Below are 17,145 nucleotides of genomic sequence, written 5' to 3' on the forward strand. Positions count from 1 at the left end.
TTAAATTCATGTGTAAAGTGATTGCTTTATCCTTTTTGTTGATTGTTTGATTTTATTTCTCCTTTTTGGCTGGAGAAACTTTTCTTGATGTAACTTTCATCTAGGATAAGAACATCTCTCTTTGCTATGTAGCCTTTATGTCAAACTTACCAACAACTTCGGAAAATTTACTGACACAAGCTCATTTACCTCCTAGCAACCAACTGTTTATTCATGGTAATTGGACGACGTCTTTATCGACACAACATTATCAGGTCATTGATCCAGGCACAGGCCAGGTGTTGATGAGTAATGTAGAAGCGAATGATGATGATATAGACAGTGCTGTGATATCTTCAATCCAAGGCCAGCGTTGTTGGCAAGCTCTCTCCCCAGCTAAACGCGGTCAGCTATTATATGAATTAGCAGAAAAACTCAAACAACAGCAAAACGCTTTTGCAATTGCAGAAAGCTTGGATAGCGGTAAACCTTATTCTGAAGCAAAGGCAGACGTCGAAACTTGCATCGATTTTTTGCGTTACTACGCAGGCTTAAGTGACAAACTGCATGGTGAGACGATTCCTGTCGACGATAATCAGTTCAGTTTTACAATACAAGAACCCGTTGGCGTCACGTTACATATTATTCCTTGGAATTTTCCATTGTTCACTTGTATACGTGGTATTGCTCCGGCTTTAGCTGCTGGCTGCAGTGTCATCATCAAACCTTCTGAGCAGGCACCTATTTCTATTTTAAAGTTGGCTCAGATTAGTCGAGATTTAGCTTTTCCTGCAGGAGTGATTAACGTTATTACTGGTCACGGATCGCAAGCTGGCGAGGGGCTATCTTTGCATGCAGCCGTAGCACATATTACATTTACTGGTTCTAAAGCGACAGGCACACGCGTTCTGAGGGCTGCAGCTGAAAACATGGCAACATGCACAATGGAACTGGGTGGAAAGTCACCCGCTATTGTTCTCAAGGATGCCGATCTCAAAAAGGCAGCGGAAGATATCATTACCGCTTCGTTCTTAAATTCAGGTCAAGTTTGTTCTTGTGCATCAAGAATTTTGATCGATAAAGCGATTAAAGATCAATTCATTGAACTTCTTTGCTGTAAGTTGAGCAATATTTCCATAGGCCATGGGATGAAGGATCATCCATTTGGTGCCATCAATAATCCACTTCAATTGGAGAAAATTGAACAGGCTGTACAGTTAGCAAAACAAGAAGGCGCAACCATTTTACTTGGTGGTCAGCGTTATTATGATCCAGAGCATACGCAAGGCCTGTACTTTTTACCTACCCTGATTGATAACCTGCCTAGTGATTCCATTCTTTTACATCAAGAGGTCTTTGGACCCATCATTTGCTTACAATCATTTGAAGGAATAGATCAAGCAGTCTGTTTAGCCAATTCGACCCCATTCGGTCTCCATGCAGGGCTTTATACTCAAGATATCGCGTTAGGAATTCATCTCGCAAAACGGATTGATGCAGGCCAAGTAAACATTAATCAATATTATGCTAGCGAGATTTATGTGCCCTTTGGCGGCAACAAACATTCAGGTTTTGGTCGAGAATGTGGAAAAATTGCAGTACATAACTATATGAAAACCAAAGCAACCACCATTTGTTTAAAAACCTGAACGACTGATTCAGGTTCCATTCATGATGCCAGTATTACTATTTACCCCATCATCTAATCTTAAACATAGGTACACACAATGAAAAAACTATTCACTCTATCAACACTCGTGATTGCTTTAACCACTTCTGGTCTTGCTGCCGCAGGCTTTAATGATGGTAAAACCGTGGCTTCTGGAGGCTTTAGTGGCCCAACGCAAGGAGTCATTCTAACGGCAAAAGAAGCGTTGGATGCGGTCGATGATACCCCAGTCAAACTGACCGGAAACATTGTTAGCTCTCTTGGTAAAAAAGATTATCTATTTAAAGATCAGTCTGGCGAAGTGGTCGTTGAGATCAGTCAAAAGCGTTGGCAAGGACAATCGGTCAGCCCATCGGATAAGGTTGAAATTCTAGGTGAAGTGGATAAAGACTGGAATAGTGTTGAAATTGAAGTGGAATCTATTCGTAAGCTTTAATCAGGCACTTCTCAACGAATAAAAAAAGAGCGAACAATCGCTCTTTTTTTATTTTCTGTTTATACCCAAGTAACCTCAAAATACTTTGTTCACAATCATGGTGTGGGCGTTGCATCAACAGCCATTAAATTCGAGTAAATGTCAGCTTGTCTTGGTATCATTTTCATTCCTTCTCTAACTTGGTGAAGTTACATTATGAATATTGACTTAAATCAGCTCGTCACTGAACGTCGAAATACCGCAAGCTTAGAAATCGATAATCTATCGACTCTTGATATGTTAAAAGTCATTAATCAAGAAGACAAGCAAGTCGCATTTGCTGTAGAAAACGAGCTACCTCAAATAGCTCGTGCAGTCGATGCGATTAATACCAGTTTCTCCAATGGCGGACGTTTGATTTATATTGGCGCTGGCACATCGGGACGCCTAGGAATTCTTGATGCTAGCGAATGCCCTCCTACTTATGGTACTTCGCCAGATTTAGTCATTGGACTAATTGCTGGTGGACATCAAGCAATTTTAAAAGCAGTAGAAAACGCAGAAGACGATGCTTCTCAGGGAGAGACGGATTTAAAACAACTTAACCTCACCCATCGTGATATTGTTGTAGGAATCGCCGCAAGTGGACGTACTCCGTATGTACTCGGAGGCCTTAATTATGCTAACGCGATTGGCGCAACAACCGTTTCAATCGCATGTAATCCAGAATCGGCGATGGCAGAGACTGCAACAATAGCGATTGAACCTATTGTTGGGCCCGAAGTCGTCACTGGCTCTTCTAGAATGAAAGCTGGTACGGCACAAAAGATGGTTCTTAATATGTTATCAACTGGAGCCATGATTCGAAACGGTAAAGTTTTTGGTAATCTCATGGTTGATGTTGAAGCGACGAACGCCAAGCTTGTTCAGCGCCAAGTCAATATCGTTGTAGAAGCAACCGGGGCCTCTTACTCGGATGCCGAACAGGCGTTAAATGATTGTGAGCGTAACTGCAAAACAGCAATTTTTATGATTCTAAGCGGGCTTGATGCTCAAAAGGCAAAAAGAAAACTTACCGAGCACAATGGCTTTATTCGTAAAGCACTGACCAAAATTTAGGGTTTAAATCTAGATAAAAGCTATTCATTGCTTAAGCTAAGTTAGGTACTCGATACTCAAATAATCCCTCTAAGCCCTTTATACCATCACAGTAAAAGGGCTCAATTCCATCAACATACCGCCAAATCTTCTTTATCTAAACTCCCAGAAAATCTCAGCTTATTTTGATCGAGTTTGAATATGCAAGCTCCATAGGTTTTATTGGTTGTGATCTGATCTTTTCCTATTTTAACCGTCACTCTATCAAACATTCGATTTAATGCTTCAACCGATACCTCAGACTGTTCACGTTCAAAATCATATTCGGCTTTTTCGAGCTGATATTTAATGTACTCAAGGCCATCATTGTTTTGCTTTTTATAAGCAAATAACGCTTCTTGCTGAGCTTTTTTTTCAGCCCCACTTGAAATCCCCTTTAATGCTAATTCTTTTCGAATTATCTCCATCGTTTCATTTTGGGCTTGTTTATATTCATTTTTCAGTAACAATATTTTTTGTTTATATTGCTCCGACTGAGTGAATGCTTCAATTTTAGTTACGGTATTTCCTTCAACACCGATCTGAAAACATCGAACACTTCCCGCAACACGAGCCTCACCACCACTCAGTGTGCCAACTTTGCTTTTCAGTTCAAAAACGGTAAGATCGCCTCGGCAGTCAATATCGTTATTCATACTATGCACGCTAAGTACTATATCTTTACCCGACATTAACTCACTATACTGAGCATAGTTAGCATAGATAGTACCTTGGCTGCGCACGTGACAACTTTTAGATTCTTCACCACTGACATTATGTCCAATAATGCCTTTTCCAACCGAAATATCACCTTTTGCTTGAACGTTGGCCGACTCAATAAAGCCACCGACAGTAATGGAGCCCGTAGCTTTGACGTTCATCCCCGATTCAATATTGCCACTTATTATGACACTGCCTTTAAAGCTTATATGCCCTGTACCGATATCGACATCGTTAAGCAATAGAACGTTATCAACATCAACACAGTTTGCTTTAATGAGCGGCGTACCTGATGTAGTGGCAACCAGTAGATTGACATCAGAACGGCTAAACTCTGTTCCCTTTCCTAGCTCTAAGGCAAGGTCTTCTCCACATTTCGCAGCCACCTCTTCTCCTAATACCGTCATACCGGAGATACCATCGGTAAATGGGATTTTACGCATAAGCGGTTGCCCAATATCAACAGTAATGGTTTGACCTAAATTTCTTAAATCAACTTTTTCATTACTCGAACCGACTTGTTGTGGTTTTAAAATTCTTTTGGTGATGTCTTCCACAAGTGGTTTAAATGTCGTGTCACAACCATCAATAGGACGCTTTCCTTTTGCAACAGGTTGGGTGACTTGTTGGCCAGGTCTTAATTGTGCACTCATTTGTAATACTTTTCTTAGTGCAAGTTTATTAATGCCTTTCGTCACTCTCGCTTGACTAAGAATCTGAATTAACTCATCAGCTGTAACCCCTCTCCCACCATAAGCCCCAATGACAGTGATACTTGCCAACATTCCATCGCTACTTACTTCAATATAAGCTTGTGCATTTTTTATTTCAGCAACAGTAATACCCTGATAAGCTTCTTCTGTGGCATTTTCGGCATATTGAATAAAGAGGTCTATATTCTCTGTGTAAACCATAGCATGATAAGCTTTCATCTTTTCAAGCTGTTCAGTGAAAAGGTCCTGATTTAGACTACCGTTCAAAAAAGTGTCTTTAGGTAAACGAGCAATAACTTTAGTCTTATCATCAGACCAAACGAGATAGGGGCTCCACATAACTCATCCATTAGCATCCTCACATTTCTTCGAGTGTAGCTAATATATTAAATACAGCCGCGCTCTGTATCACAGATCTTTGTCGCTATACTGGCATCTAATAATAGAATTCAAACACACTTCAAATCTCTTGATACGCGGAGATGGCCATCACTCACACTCGTTGTTCCTCTTGCTCTCAGTAGTATGATGATAGCAGCCTCTTTACAGTGTAAATTCAGGTTTTCTTTAAGAGTTTAGGAAGAGGTGAAATTGAAATAGAAAGGCAGTTTTCTTTATTTCCGCGGGTGAATCATTAATATCAACATGACTCATGAACTTGCTTTTTCAATGGAATCTAAGCAAATTAATTTACAGTGTAAACTGGGACTCTTTTCAATAGCTTTCCATCTCTATTGTCTTTACTCATGTTGCCGAGGCTAATGAATGTTTAGAAAGCGTCTCTTTACACTGTAAATCAATAAACAACTAAAGCCTTAATGACCAAGTTAGGCACTGACGTGATCAGTTCAAAGGCTTTACAGTGTAAATTGTGCCAGCTGCTGCCGAAGCTGCTGCTTTAATTCAGCCTCAATTTGCTTGCGTCCTGCAAAGCCATACTGATATCCACATTCAGCCCAACTTAGATTTAGAATCACTTTACTGATCATTAAATCTGAAACATTGCTGAGCCCCACAAAAAAGAGCCACTGCGAAAGCCAAACAGAGATCGATTCATAACTGCTTCCACCTGAGGCATACATTTTTAAAAGATTGTATTTAGCTGGATGAGAAAACCTCAATGTATTCGAATCCGCACAAAGTGCACGTAAAATTTCAGGTTCCAACCTAGGATAAATTGTACCTGCACTAGAGCGCATGATCTCATCGAACAGTTGGTGAGCCTCGCTTATCCAAGGTAAAGGTCGTGAATAAAGAGAACTAACCATTAGCAATGAGTAACAACCACTCGCAGCATCGCGCATCGTGCCCAACCGAATTGGAGAAAAATCGCATTGAGACCAAAAACTCACGACATCTTGAGTGGCTGCAAAACTCGTAGACAAATAGTCAATATGAGCAGGAGCCAATAATTTAAGTTGTGCTATCATTCTCTGACCAATTCCTTGACCATGAAGAGAAGGATGAACAGCAATCCTCATAATACGAAGTGTTGCTAATTGACCCACATCGGAATGACCAAGCTGGGTAATCATTGTAATTGGTGTTAAATGCCCTTTGGGACGTCTTTTACCAAGTTTTATTTCTTCCACTAAACCCTGCTCTAACTGCCCTTCTTCAACAGTTAATAAGACACCAACCAGACTCTCTTGCTGTAAAGCAATATACAGCGAACATTTATCGTCTCGTAAAAGGTGTAAGAGATCATTCGGTGATGTTTGATAATGGGCATTAACCAAAAGTGAAAAACATTTATGCAATAAATCAGGATTCGCTAGCAACTGTAACTTCGTAAGCTTCTGAAGGGTAACGGTAGGTAGATCTAAAGCCGGAGCTTGGTCTAGCTCAGGATTTAAAACAAAAGCATCGTAAGACCATAATTCAAGTGGGTCATTGTCTGCCCAGCGGATAGGTTGTTTTAAATGGAGGCTGCGCATTCCTGGCCTTGCGTTTTTTAGCCACTGAGTAAATTTTAAAGTAAAACCCCGCCCGCTGCCTTCATAACCATGAATCGTGCTAGAGAACACGAGTCGATGATAGTGCTGGGTGATTTGTATTAACATTGGAAGAGGTATAGCAGATGCTTCATCAACGAGTAACAAATCACATTCAGGCTTAGAAGACAATAATTCATCAGGTGCCACGAATTGAATGTAACCGTCTCCGACTTCTACCCTGCCTTTTTTCTTATGAGAAATAGTAGAATCTGAACACTCAAATGCATGATAAAAAACAGGGGCAACAGCCGCTATAGTTGGCGCAGTGATAAGAATTCGCTGAGGTTTATCTGCTAATATTTTGGCGCAAGCAATTCCCAATGCACTACTTTTTCCACGGCCTCGATCCGCCGTTAAAACAAACGGACGCTTACGATGACCATTGATCACTTTAACAATCGAATCAACCGCAGCTTTTTGTTCAACAAACTGTTCAGGTGGCTCTAATTGCATCAAAGTGGGTAATGCAGGTAAGCTATTATTCTGTTCAAGCATTATCAGCTTTTGCCACTGCCTTTGCATCCACACGTCATCACTTGATACACAAGCCCTGTGATTAGCTAAAATAATCAGTAGCCCACCTCCAACTAATGTGCCTAAGGCGGCCATAAAGCTGTTTGCGTCAAAACCTTGGCGTGCATCCAATAATAACACATCACATTCTTGACCTAATAACTGCGCGCCGTTTTTTAAAGCGACACACTGAGTATCTTCTAAAGACCAATCCCCCAAACAAAACCATCTTTTATTACGTTGGATTTGATGAAAACGTGTAATAAGTTCATTTTGCCATCCCGCTTCACCGTAGATAATCACACCAGTACGCTGAAAGGCACGAAATGACTGGGCTTGCAGTTGAGAAAGATATTCAGAATAAATACACATCAATTTTTCCAATTGTGATAATTAGATGGCAATTATACCCGAGTGACCTCAAGATACTTGAAATCACTCGGTCATAGCGATATTTAATTATCTTATCACATCTTTGATTCACAAGATTAGCGAGGTAAAAATGAAAAAACCGCCCGAAGGCGGTTATAGCGAGAACTGGATAAATAAGTGCGATGAAATTACTTCATTTTCTGTTCAATAAAGTTAAGGATATCTTCTAACAAATGATCGTCTACTTTCTTAAGGTCTAGCTTCAAGTTAGAACCTTTTCTACTGTAACTAACGCGACCTTTCACTAACTCGACTTTTTCTATTTTTTCTGGCGATTTAACGGGTGTCAAGTCAGCAATCCAATGTTCAATACTCTCAGTGACTTCTTTAGTTAAACGGGCAACACCTTGGGCTGAACTGCGTTGCCATAAATATCCATCCGACGAGCGGCATTTATCAAGCAAACTTTGCTGCTGCTGTTTATCAAGCATGGAGAATTGTTTATGCAGTTTAACAATGGTCGGGCGTCCCAAATCACCCACATTTGGATACGCTTGAAGAAGCTCAAGAGGTAAAGAGGCTGCTTTTAATGCCCCGCTAACAAGGGCTTCGCTACACTGGAAAGTCTTAGCGAGTGCTTTTTGATCTTCCGCTTCACCACTTTCTAGCTTGGCGAGCATTTCTTTGCCCTTCTCATACAAGGAAAGAGGTTTGTGCGCATTGGCAACATCAGATAAAAACTTAGCATGCTGAGTATTAATGTTCGCGCCAACATATACCAAGAAATCCTGTTCAGCCAAGATACATGACATACGACGGCGACTACCGTCTAAGACTTCAATCTTGCCATCTTCTGTGCGACGGCCGACAGCAGGATACTGCTGGCCACGCTCTTTAAGCGTAACCAAAACATCCGACAGTGCATGTTCATTTAAAAAAGATTGTTCACGTGCATTATCTTCGAAGACGATAGTGTCGATTTCGACGCGATCCGCAGGAATACGCACTAATTCAAATTGAACGGTGTTCTCACCAGCCACAGCGAGTTCAATTGTTTGAGTCTTATCTTTTGCTGCAGACTGTGCTTCTTGAGGTGTAGCCACACGACGCTTATTCGTTTTACCAAATAATTTTGCATTTAATTCAGACGTTTTTAATGCCATATCTCGTTACCCCTGATTTAATGATGACCAATTTGAGTGCAGAACACGCTCGAGTTCCAATGCACTCTTTTGAACCGCATCTTGTGCCGTTGCTAATGTCTTTTTACCACCTTCGAAATCGCTCACTGTTAAGTCAAAAACTGTACTGTAGGTATCAGCACATGTTTCAAAAGCACGACTACGAGGGATTGTCGCCATCATCACTTGATCACCAAGTAGATAGTTCATTTCTGTTAGCACCGATACCTGCTTCTTGTTGTCATCTTCAAACATGGTTGGCATGAGACGAACAAATTCAAGCCCGTTCCAATCGTCAGGAAACATTTCATAAACCGTTGGTAAGTGCTGAAAAAAGTTAACTGTTGAAGCCCAATCCAAACGTTTGGCCGCACAGGGAATCAACAAAGCATTTGATGCATACATCGCGTTCCAAACTAACGGATCAACGTGAGGACCTGTATCAATCATAATAACATCGAAATCATCCGCGATTTTATCGATAAGCTCTTCTTTTAACAGCCTAACAATATCTAGAGATGGATCTTCAGATAGCGTTTGCCATGCTTCAGCATTAAACATCGCGTCTTCAGGGAAAGCTGAAATAGATTTAAGATTTGGATACTGGGTTGGAAGTAGCACATTTTTATGTAGGAATTCACGATCAATCTCTACCCCATCAGGCACATTACCCAACATAACATCAACAGCAGAGTAAATATTATCATGTTCTGCTACACTGATCTGAGGGTTCAAGAACAGACGTAATGACCCCTGTGGATCTAAATCAATTAAGCAAATACGATAACGTTTATCTAAATTAAGAGCCAAACAAGCTGCTAGATGAACCGCAGTCATTGACTTCCCTGTTCCACCTTTTTGGTTTTGAACATTAATAATCCAAGGTTTGTTCTCTGAATTTTTCTTTCGCTCATGAAATTTAGGGATTTCTGCAGCATCCATCAGCATATGTGCTTCTTCAAGGCTAATAGAGTAATGATTGGCATTATTTTTAGTAAACTGATGGCCCTCTGCTTCCATTTTACCAATAGCTTCATCAAGTTTACGACGAGTTAACCCTGAACGAGTTTCCATTAATGCCTTAGACATTGGAGGGAAATAATTGTCGCTTCTCTCTTCTAAGACAATCTCGATTCGATCAGCTTGAACTTGTTGAGTCAGTTCTGCTAACTCCAAAAGATTTTTAATTGTTTTTTCTCTTTTCATGCCAATTTCCGTTGGAAAGTTACCTACCCATAATAGTACAACAAAAACATAATAAAACAACAAAAAGCTGAACAAACATTTTTATGAAAAACCACATCAAAAATAGCTAAAAAAAGCCATAATCTGTATTACCAGAAAATAAGTATAAAAATTGACAACTTTAGACGAAAAAAATCATGTAAATGTGTACTATAAATCAAAAAACAAGAAAGTGTTACGGCGTCACTTATTTACATTGTAAATATAAATACCTTCGGAACGATTAAAAACGTAGCTTAAATTACGGTAGATGCTATATCAACTTTCTAAACAACACCATAACAGAAATAAATGCGCCTCAGTCGTGGATCCTTGATCATTTTTCCGTTCTTAATAGACCAGAATAGGACAAGCCTGAAAGAACGATGATCAAGGAAAATAGGAAACGGAGGTTATTTTTGTTAGGAAGAATCGAAGCATGATCAAGGTGTAAAACAAGCCATTCATTACTAATACATTGGCTTTTAAAGATCAAAACTATCGGAAATATGATCAAGTGCTATCAATACTCCGGAAGCATGGAGATTAGAAGTTAAATTACGGCTAAATGCAGATAGAACGGGGGTTTAGTAGTAAGTTTTGGCAAATTGATTTGTTATAGATTACTTTTCTAAACCTTAAATCAACAAAACCTTCCATTGATCATGCTTCCATAAGCTTTTAAGCACTGATTTTTTCATCCCAAATACTCTCTCGTTGAATTAGAAGAACAATAACCGTTAATAAATTGAAAAAATATCCAGCCTTGATCATTGATCCAATGAGAAAACTAGCTCGGATGAACACAAACAAAGTACTAAATTCAACTAATAACACAACCAAATGTGGATAACCTGTGTGGATATCATGATCATTGTTTCTGAAAGTATTTGATCATATTTTCAAATAAATGATGATCATGCTTACACGAAAATTTGATCATGTATTCGGGTTTGTTATGATCATACTTTCGAATAATTCTTGATCATACATCCATAGGGGTAAAAATATTTAACTTTAAATATCAAATATTTAGATGGAATAAAATCTCTGGATCAATAGATCATATAATCAATTAAGATCAAATTAAGCAAAAGATCTTATTAAAAGAAACAGAGATTTTTTTCTTTATTTATGAACTGTTTTTCTTTATCCTTCGGAACTATGATTGTACTACGGGCAATGTGAACTAGAGTTAAAATAATGACAGACGAAAAAACTCTGATTAAATCTCCAAGAAGCCACAAAGATGGGCACCTATTCGAAGTGAATAAATCATCAGCAGATTGGGTCCAGCAGTACCAACACTTTAAAGGGGTAACCAAAAGCATCCTCGAACTGTTGAACCTCATTTCTTTGAGAGGGTTCAGTAGTAAAGATGGTTTAGTTTCAACCACAGAGATCGTTCAATCTACAGACGGACAGCTAACCAGAGCAGCATTGCAGCAACGTTTACGAACGGCTGTTAGTATAGGATTATTCACTCAAACTCCTGTTCGCTTTGAAGAAGGCCTGGCTGGTAAAACGATGCTACATAAATTCGTAAATCCAAGCCAATTAATATCGGCATTAGGGAATACCAGCCTCGTTACTGAAAAAGTGAGACAAAGCGAAAAACAAAAACGCTCTAAAGCACTTGCCCAAACACACGTCAATAAACGTCTATTGAATGAACATGGCCTAAATACTCCCCCGGTAATGAAGGATGAAGTTGATCAATTTATTGTTTCACCGACAAACTGGGCAGGGATCATTGATCAAGCTTTAGCGCCACCTCGAACAAGAAAAAGCTACCAAAAGTCACTGGTATCTATTTCAGGTACCAAAGCTGTCATTGAGACACGATCGTCCAAAAATATCATGACAGTTGATGATCTTATGACGTTATTTGCCTTGTTTACGTTAACCGTCCAGTACCATGATCATCACAAAGATCAGTACCAGATGGACGCTACGCATGTTCCAAACAAAACACCGTTATACATCACTGATATATTATCTTTACGTGGCAAAAAAGACAGCGGTCCTGCTAGAGATTCAATCCGTGACAGTATTGATAGGGTTGAGTTTACAGACTTTCAGTTGCACGAACTGACAGGTCGCTGGCTAAGTGAAAATATGCCGGAAGGGTTTAAAAGCGATCGCTTCAGGTTTATAGCAAGAACCATTACCGCTTCTGAAGAAGCACCAACCGAAGGTATGGATGGTGAGATAAAGATCAAACCTAATCTTTACATCCTGGTGTGGGAGCCTTCGTTTTACGAGGAGCTTCTGACAAGAGACTACTTTTTCTTGTTTCCACCTGAAATCTTGAAACAACATACATTAGTCTTTCAACTTTACTCATTCTTCAGAAGTCGTATGGTTCGTCGACATTCTGATTGCATGCTGTTGAGTGAATTGAATCAAAAATTAGCTCGCAATATAGAATGGCGTCGATTTTCTATGGATCTGATCCGAGAGTTGAAGCGATTATCAAAAGGAAAGGGGACTGATGAACTGTTTGTCGTTAATCTCTGGGGCTATCATTTAACGATCGAAGCAATGATCAACAACAACAAAGTTGTCGATTATCAAGTCGATATCAAATGTGACGTCGAGGAAGTCTTGCGCTACTCACGAGCCAAAATGACCAATGCAGGTAAACGCAACATGGCGCCAACCTTGCCTAACCCACTACGCAATGAGATGGTAACGAAGAAGCAACTTGATGAGCTTTCCGGGATCATTGATGGTGAGTTTGAGCCGATTCAGCGCAAGACCCCTTCTCCAAAAGGTAACTTAGGCCGTCGTGTGAAGCAGAAAAAGCATTTAGTGGAAATCAATGCAGACGAAGTTACTATCACTCTATCTAAATATACTTCCTCAGAGGCTCTAGAACGCAGTATAACGGCTTTATCAGCTATGACAGGGCACTCCTATGCTTTAATCAAAGAAGAGTGCTCTGAATTCATTGAGAAGCTTGATTGGTTAAGAGTTGAAGATCAGCCGCTATCATATGAGACATTAAGTAAAACGGTTGAGCTTTTTAATAGTCTAACAGAAGCCAAACATCTCACGATTGAACGTTTAATCGCTGGTCTTGCTGTGAGACGCAAGATCTGCCGACAAGTGTTTGAAGGGCACATAGATGACGTCGTGATTCGTGCATTAGAGGAAATGGCCAGTTAGAGCACTAGGGAGAGCTCTCAATAAGATATTTTGTTTTATTTAGACTGAGCGTTAACTTTAGATTGACATTTATGCTGCTAACTCCCAATAGAATAGCTCCCGAACAGACACCCTTTTGTTCTTTCTGATGATTAAATATTGGCTATTTTTTTATTAGCATTTCGTTTGGCGAACTTTTCTTTGTGAAAGGTTCGCTTTTTTTTACTCAAATACCTTGAGGTCACTGTGGTAGGGTTGCAATCAAAACTGCGATTATGAACGCTGAAATAGGACGTTCTTAACCTTGATCATGCTTCTGTATTTCATTCCAATTTAATGATTCCATTAACTTTACATGCCCATTGATCAACTGGTGAGCTTGTGACCGCCATTTACGTTGATCTTCTTGTTGCTGACAAAAGCTAATGCTCAAAACCGTTAGGTGCTGGATCCTTCTTAAGCACCAGTCCTTGATCAAAATATCCGTTGAGTGAGAGGTCGCACTCTGTTCTAATTTTGCTACGGTATATTGCAGGATCTGGTAAGCCTTATCTTGCTCTGTTTCACGAATATCCTGAAACGCTCTTAAATTCATATCTAACCAGCAAGCGAGTGCCTTGCTCTGCTCATCATTAAAGGTTGGTCCAAATATCGTTTGAGGGGCTTGGTAGAGAATGCGTTCTAAGGAGTTAACTTGATCATCTTTCCGTGAACGGTACCATTTTGAGACTATATTCAACCAACTTGATATGTCCATACTCACTCCAAGTAAGCTATTTGAGGTTATTGAGTCATAAGTATATACCCAAGTCACCTTAAGATGCTGTGTTCAGCGAGACGACCTTAGTTCTCAGGCGCAGCAATGATTCGGCGGTGTGGCGGTTTGATAAAAGTGAGAGGTCTGTCAAATACATTTGAAAGGGACCAATTTTATTAACTTAATCTTTTCGCTGCTATCATGCAAAGTGTAAATGTTGCTTCTGTCGTTAACTTTGTTAAATATTGCTAACGCTCACATTTCATTACCTTTTTTATTACTTCTATAAAAGCGCTCTGGTATAGATAAAGCACTAAGACTTGGTCCATTCGGAGGAAGTATGTCTATTAATTCTATCGACCATGAAGAGATAAACAACATCACCAATAAATGGGATATTCCACAAGGTGATGCAAATAAAAGCTTAAAGTCAGCTCAAGCTAGACGTCGTATTGAGACTCTTCGCGAAATTAGAGAGAGTGGCCTCAGCATTGAAGAGGCGAGAGAAATGGGCCTTATTCATTAACTTGGACATAAATCAAAGGTAGCAGTAATGTGATCTTTAATGTTGCCTTTGGTTAACAAATTATTTTTCTTGGTCGTTTCTTGGGCGTATTTACACTGTAAATAGGATAAAAAAATGTATCCGTGTATGGTGATACATAAGTATCTTGAGTCACTTGAGTATACTAATCAAGTCGTTGACTCTGTGAGTATCAAGTAAATTGAGCTAACCTTATTCGTTTCTCTTCTGTTCCGTGATTACTGTATGTTATAGTGTGCGACCAGTATTTTAAGTACTTTGAGGCTGCACATGTCGTTTAATCTATCTTTACTGCCTTCTGCCGAGAAAACGAAAATAGAGCTTGATAAACAAGCTTCATTTTTAGTTTGGAAAATCAAAGAGTCCAAATCCGGCCATGAAATCATAGAAGATGCACTAGCCAAGATTCACGATGTGAACGAAAAGCAAATCTTTCAAGAGTCAGTCGACAAGTACAAACGGGTTATGGGGGTAATAGCAAGCCCACGTGGTTAAGCTATTTCAGCAGGTATAAGTAGGGCTAGCCCTTGTTATCTTGCAGAGTGAAATGGAAATACATTCACTTTTTTGCTAGAGTCTGTTGATATTTCGTGATGATTTTGCAGTGGTTGTATTTATTTCGTCTTAGTTGAAGTCATAACGCAGAGTTATTTTACTTATTATGCCGATACTATGTTGAGATTAACCACAAACTCTGTTCAAGAGGGATAAGCTAGCCAAGATTACTAGTTTAAACAAAACTTAATCACGGAAACCTGATAAACCTAGAATCCTTCGCATTAAATTTGAATTTAGAGAGACATCCCGATGGGAAGAAGTTTTGAAGTGCGCAAAGCCTCAATGGCAAAAACTGCAGGCGCAAAAATTAAAGTTTATTCCAAGTACGGTAAAGAGATTTACATGTGCGCTAAAAATGGCGGCATTGATCCTGACATGAACTTGTCACTGAAGCACCTTATCGCTAAAGCTAAAAAGGACCAAGTTCCTGCACACGTGATCGATAAAGCAATTGATAAAGCTAGCGGTGGCGGTGGTGAAGATTACGCACCTGCACGTTATGAAGGCTTTGGTCCTGGTGGTACAAGTGTTATTGTTGATTGTCTTACTGACAATGGTAACCGTACTTTCCAAGATGTGCGCCAGTGCTTTGTTAAAGTTGGTGCTAAGATTGGCGTGGAAGGCTCGGTTTCTCACATGTTTGATCACCAAGCTGTGTTCCAATTCAAGGGTGAAGATGACGAAGTGATTCTTGAAACCTTGATGATGGAAGATGTTGACGTAACAGATGTTGAGCTAGAAGATGGTGTGATTACGGTATTTGCTCCTCATACTGAATTCTTTAAAACCAAAACAGCTTTGAATGGTGCCTTCCCAGAGCTCGTTCTTGATGTAGAAGAAATCACATTTGTACCTCAAACTCACACACCAGTTACTGGCGATGATACTGAGAAGTTCCAAAAGTTTTTAGATCTTTTAGATGATTGTGATGACGTTCAGCAGGTTTACCACAACGCTGAACTGTAAGGTTGACTGTTGATATTGATTTAAAAAGGCTTCCTTCGGGAAGCCTTTTTTATAAATACTCCGAATTATAACGATTGAGCTGTGAGGCTATGTGGATAATTCGAGTTGCGGGTATACTTTGAATAGCATAGTGACATAATGATACCAAAGCAGATCCCTTGGGTGAGCATTGCGGTACCACCATAACTAAAGAAAGGCAACGGACTGCCCATCACCGGGAGTAAGCCACTGACCATTCCTGTATTGATAAAGGCATACAAGAAAAAGCTCATAGCCAAAGCCCCGCTGACTAAACGAGCAAAGAAGTTATTTGATTGACATGCGAGATACATGATTCGTGCAGTGATGAATAAGTACAGTACAAGCAGGAGAAGGCAGCCAAGAAACCCCCATTCTTCAGCGTATGTCGAGAAAATGAAGTCGGTATGGCTTTCAGGGATAAACCCTAACGTTCCTTGAGTCGCATTCATCCACCCTTTTCCTTTCAGCCCTCCAGAGCCTATAGCAATCAACGATTGTATTATCTGATACCCGGAACCCAGCGGATCCGATTCAGGGTTTAAAAATTGGGTCACACGACTCTTTTGATAGGATTCCATGACAAAAAACCAAAGAGCGGGTGCTGCGAGCAAAAGGCCTGTGAGAAATCCTCCTATTATTTTCCAACTCATACCAGCAAAAAATAGTACGAATAGAGTGTATATAATGGTAAATACTGCTCCATCTAAATCGGGTTGAAGTGCAATAAGTCCGGCAGGAATCAGAGTTATCAACAAACAAACGGCAATTTTATAAGCACTTGGCCGTCCACCCTCAATATGCAAGAGCCAAGCAATCATAATTGGGATGGCAAGTTTGACTAACTCAGAGGGTTGAAAGCGAAAGAAACCGATATCTAGCCAGCGCTGTGAGCCGTTTGTACTGTCACCAAAAAACATAACTCCTAGTAATAAGGTGATGGTTGTGAAATAAAGATAGGGAGCGACACGTTGATAGTTTTCAGCAGGGATCGACGACATCAAAATAATAAATACAAACGTGAGTAAACATCGGGTCAAGTGTTTGATTAACATGGCTTCATTAAAGCCACTAGCGCTCCAAAGAGTGAGTGAGCTGAAGATCATAAGTGGAATGATGGCCATTATTAAAGGCAGATCAAGCCTTGGGAAGAAACGCTTGTTCATTTTCTAAAACCTATAAATACCCAAAACAGGACTTACATAGCTCAAGCTGCTAGTGCTCAAACTATT

The 17,145-nt window shown here is 39.9% G+C and carries 13 protein-coding genes; 7 read left to right on the forward strand and 6 right to left on the reverse strand.

Translation table 11 applies throughout. The features are described 5' to 3' along the window. The first annotated feature begins 137 nt into the window (after positions 1-137). The 3 genes from BS333_RS14135 to murQ all read left to right on the forward strand — a co-directional run bounded on the left by BS333_RS14135 (position 138) and on the right by murQ (position 3,182). Positions 138-1,628 carry an aldehyde dehydrogenase family protein gene (locus BS333_RS14135; RefSeq protein ID WP_021708281.1) on the forward strand — a complete coding sequence of 497 codons (1,491 nt, stop codon included), beginning with the start codon at positions 138-140 and terminating at the stop codon, positions 1,626-1,628. A 78-nt stretch (positions 1,629-1,706) separates the two neighbouring features. After that, positions 1,707-2,084: a YgiW/YdeI family stress tolerance OB fold protein gene (locus BS333_RS14140; RefSeq protein WP_021708282.1), complete on the forward strand. Its 378-nt coding sequence runs from the start codon at positions 1,707-1,709 to the stop codon at positions 2,082-2,084. A 195-nt stretch (positions 2,085-2,279) separates the two neighbouring features. Then, positions 2,280-3,182 carry an N-acetylmuramic acid 6-phosphate etherase gene (gene murQ, locus BS333_RS14145; protein WP_021708283.1) on the forward strand — a complete coding sequence of 301 codons (903 nt, stop codon included), beginning with the start codon at positions 2,280-2,282 and terminating at the stop codon, positions 3,180-3,182. Between the two features lie 110 nt (positions 3,183-3,292). Here murQ and BS333_RS14150 read toward each other — a convergent pair whose 3' ends face one another. From BS333_RS14150 to BS333_RS14165, 4 genes are all read right to left on the reverse strand, one after another. Next, positions 3,293-4,972, reverse strand: a complete 1,680-nt coding sequence (locus BS333_RS14150) for a DUF342 domain-containing protein (RefSeq protein WP_021708284.1) — start codon at positions 4,970-4,972, stop codon at positions 3,293-3,295. Positions 4,973-5,490: 518 nt separating this feature from the next. Further along, on the reverse strand, positions 5,491-7,515 hold the full coding sequence (locus BS333_RS14155) for a GNAT family N-acetyltransferase (protein WP_021708285.1): 2,025 nt from the start codon (positions 7,513-7,515) through the stop codon (positions 5,491-5,493). A gap of 188 nt (positions 7,516-7,703) precedes the next feature. Next, positions 7,704-8,678, reverse strand: a complete 975-nt coding sequence (locus BS333_RS14160) for a ParB/RepB/Spo0J family partition protein (protein ID WP_021708286.1) — start codon at positions 8,676-8,678, stop codon at positions 7,704-7,706. A gap of 6 nt (positions 8,679-8,684) precedes the next feature. Further along, complete coding sequence (locus BS333_RS14165; protein WP_021708287.1) at positions 8,685-9,902, reverse strand: AAA family ATPase; 1,218 nt, start codon at positions 9,900-9,902, stop codon at positions 8,685-8,687. Positions 9,903-11,120: 1,218 nt separating this feature from the next. On the opposite strand from BS333_RS14165, the gene BS333_RS14170 reads away from it, so the two are divergent. Continuing rightward, positions 11,121-13,091: a replication initiator protein RctB domain-containing protein gene (locus tag BS333_RS14170; protein WP_033003228.1), complete on the forward strand. Its 1,971-nt coding sequence runs from the start codon at positions 11,121-11,123 to the stop codon at positions 13,089-13,091. A 277-nt stretch (positions 13,092-13,368) separates the two neighbouring features. Here the strand turns inward: BS333_RS14170 and BS333_RS14175 are convergent, their stop codons facing one another. Continuing rightward, complete coding sequence (locus tag BS333_RS14175) at positions 13,369-13,827, reverse strand: hypothetical protein (protein WP_021708289.1); 459 nt, start codon at positions 13,825-13,827, stop codon at positions 13,369-13,371. Positions 13,828-14,167: 340 nt separating this feature from the next. On the opposite strand from BS333_RS14175, the gene BS333_RS14180 reads away from it, so the two are divergent. From BS333_RS14180 to BS333_RS14190, 3 genes are all read left to right on the forward strand, one after another. After that, positions 14,168-14,353 (forward strand): hypothetical protein, encoded by a 186-nt coding sequence (locus BS333_RS14180; RefSeq protein WP_021708290.1) that lies wholly within the window; start codon positions 14,168-14,170, stop codon positions 14,351-14,353. A gap of 288 nt (positions 14,354-14,641) precedes the next feature. After that, a complete protein-coding gene (locus tag BS333_RS14185) occupies positions 14,642-14,866 on the forward strand; it encodes a DUF3283 family protein (protein WP_021708291.1) in 225 nt (74 codons plus the stop codon). A gap of 312 nt (positions 14,867-15,178) precedes the next feature. Then, positions 15,179-15,895 (forward strand): YebC/PmpR family DNA-binding transcriptional regulator, encoded by a 717-nt coding sequence (locus BS333_RS14190; RefSeq protein ID WP_021708292.1) that lies wholly within the window; start codon positions 15,179-15,181, stop codon positions 15,893-15,895. A gap of 65 nt (positions 15,896-15,960) precedes the next feature. Here the strand turns inward: BS333_RS14190 and rodA are convergent, their stop codons facing one another. Then, positions 15,961-17,079, reverse strand: a complete 1,119-nt coding sequence (gene rodA / locus BS333_RS14195; RefSeq protein WP_021708293.1) for a rod shape-determining protein RodA — start codon at positions 17,077-17,079, stop codon at positions 15,961-15,963. Positions 17,080-17,145: the final 66 nt, after the last annotated feature.

It is taken from the genome of Vibrio azureus, from assembly GCF_002849855.1.
Lineage (GTDB): Bacteria > Pseudomonadota > Gammaproteobacteria > Enterobacterales > Vibrionaceae > Vibrio > Vibrio azureus.

Bases quoted from the DNA above. Each gene is read 5' to 3' on its own strand.
- BS333_RS14135 (WP_021708281.1), top strand. From the start codon at position 138: ATGTCAAACTTACCAACAACTTCGGAAAATTTACTGACACAAGCTCAT.
- BS333_RS14190 (WP_021708292.1), top strand. From the start codon at position 15,179: ATGGGAAGAAGTTTTGAAGTGCGCAAAGCCTCAATGGCAAAAACTGCA.
- BS333_RS14185 (WP_021708291.1), top strand. From the start codon at position 14,642: ATGTCGTTTAATCTATCTTTACTGCCTTCTGCCGAGAAAACGAAAATA.
- BS333_RS14180 (WP_021708290.1), top strand. From the start codon at position 14,168: ATGTCTATTAATTCTATCGACCATGAAGAGATAAACAACATCACCAAT.
- BS333_RS14175 (WP_021708289.1), bottom strand. From the start codon at position 13,827: ATGGACATATCAAGTTGGTTGAATATAGTCTCAAAATGGTACCGTTCA.
- BS333_RS14155 (WP_021708285.1), bottom strand. From the start codon at position 7,515: ATGTGTATTTATTCTGAATATCTTTCTCAACTGCAAGCCCAGTCATTT.
- BS333_RS14150 (WP_021708284.1), bottom strand. From the start codon at position 4,972: ATGTGGAGCCCCTATCTCGTTTGGTCTGATGATAAGACTAAAGTTATT.
- BS333_RS14165 (WP_021708287.1), bottom strand. From the start codon at position 9,902: ATGAAAAGAGAAAAAACAATTAAAAATCTTTTGGAGTTAGCAGAACTG.
- rodA (WP_021708293.1), bottom strand. From the start codon at position 17,079: ATGAACAAGCGTTTCTTCCCAAGGCTTGATCTGCCTTTAATAATGGCC.
- BS333_RS14160 (WP_021708286.1), bottom strand. From the start codon at position 8,678: ATGGCATTAAAAACGTCTGAATTAAATGCAAAATTATTTGGTAAAACG.
- BS333_RS14140 (WP_021708282.1), top strand. From the start codon at position 1,707: ATGAAAAAACTATTCACTCTATCAACACTCGTGATTGCTTTAACCACT.
- murQ (WP_021708283.1), top strand. From the start codon at position 2,280: ATGAATATTGACTTAAATCAGCTCGTCACTGAACGTCGAAATACCGCA.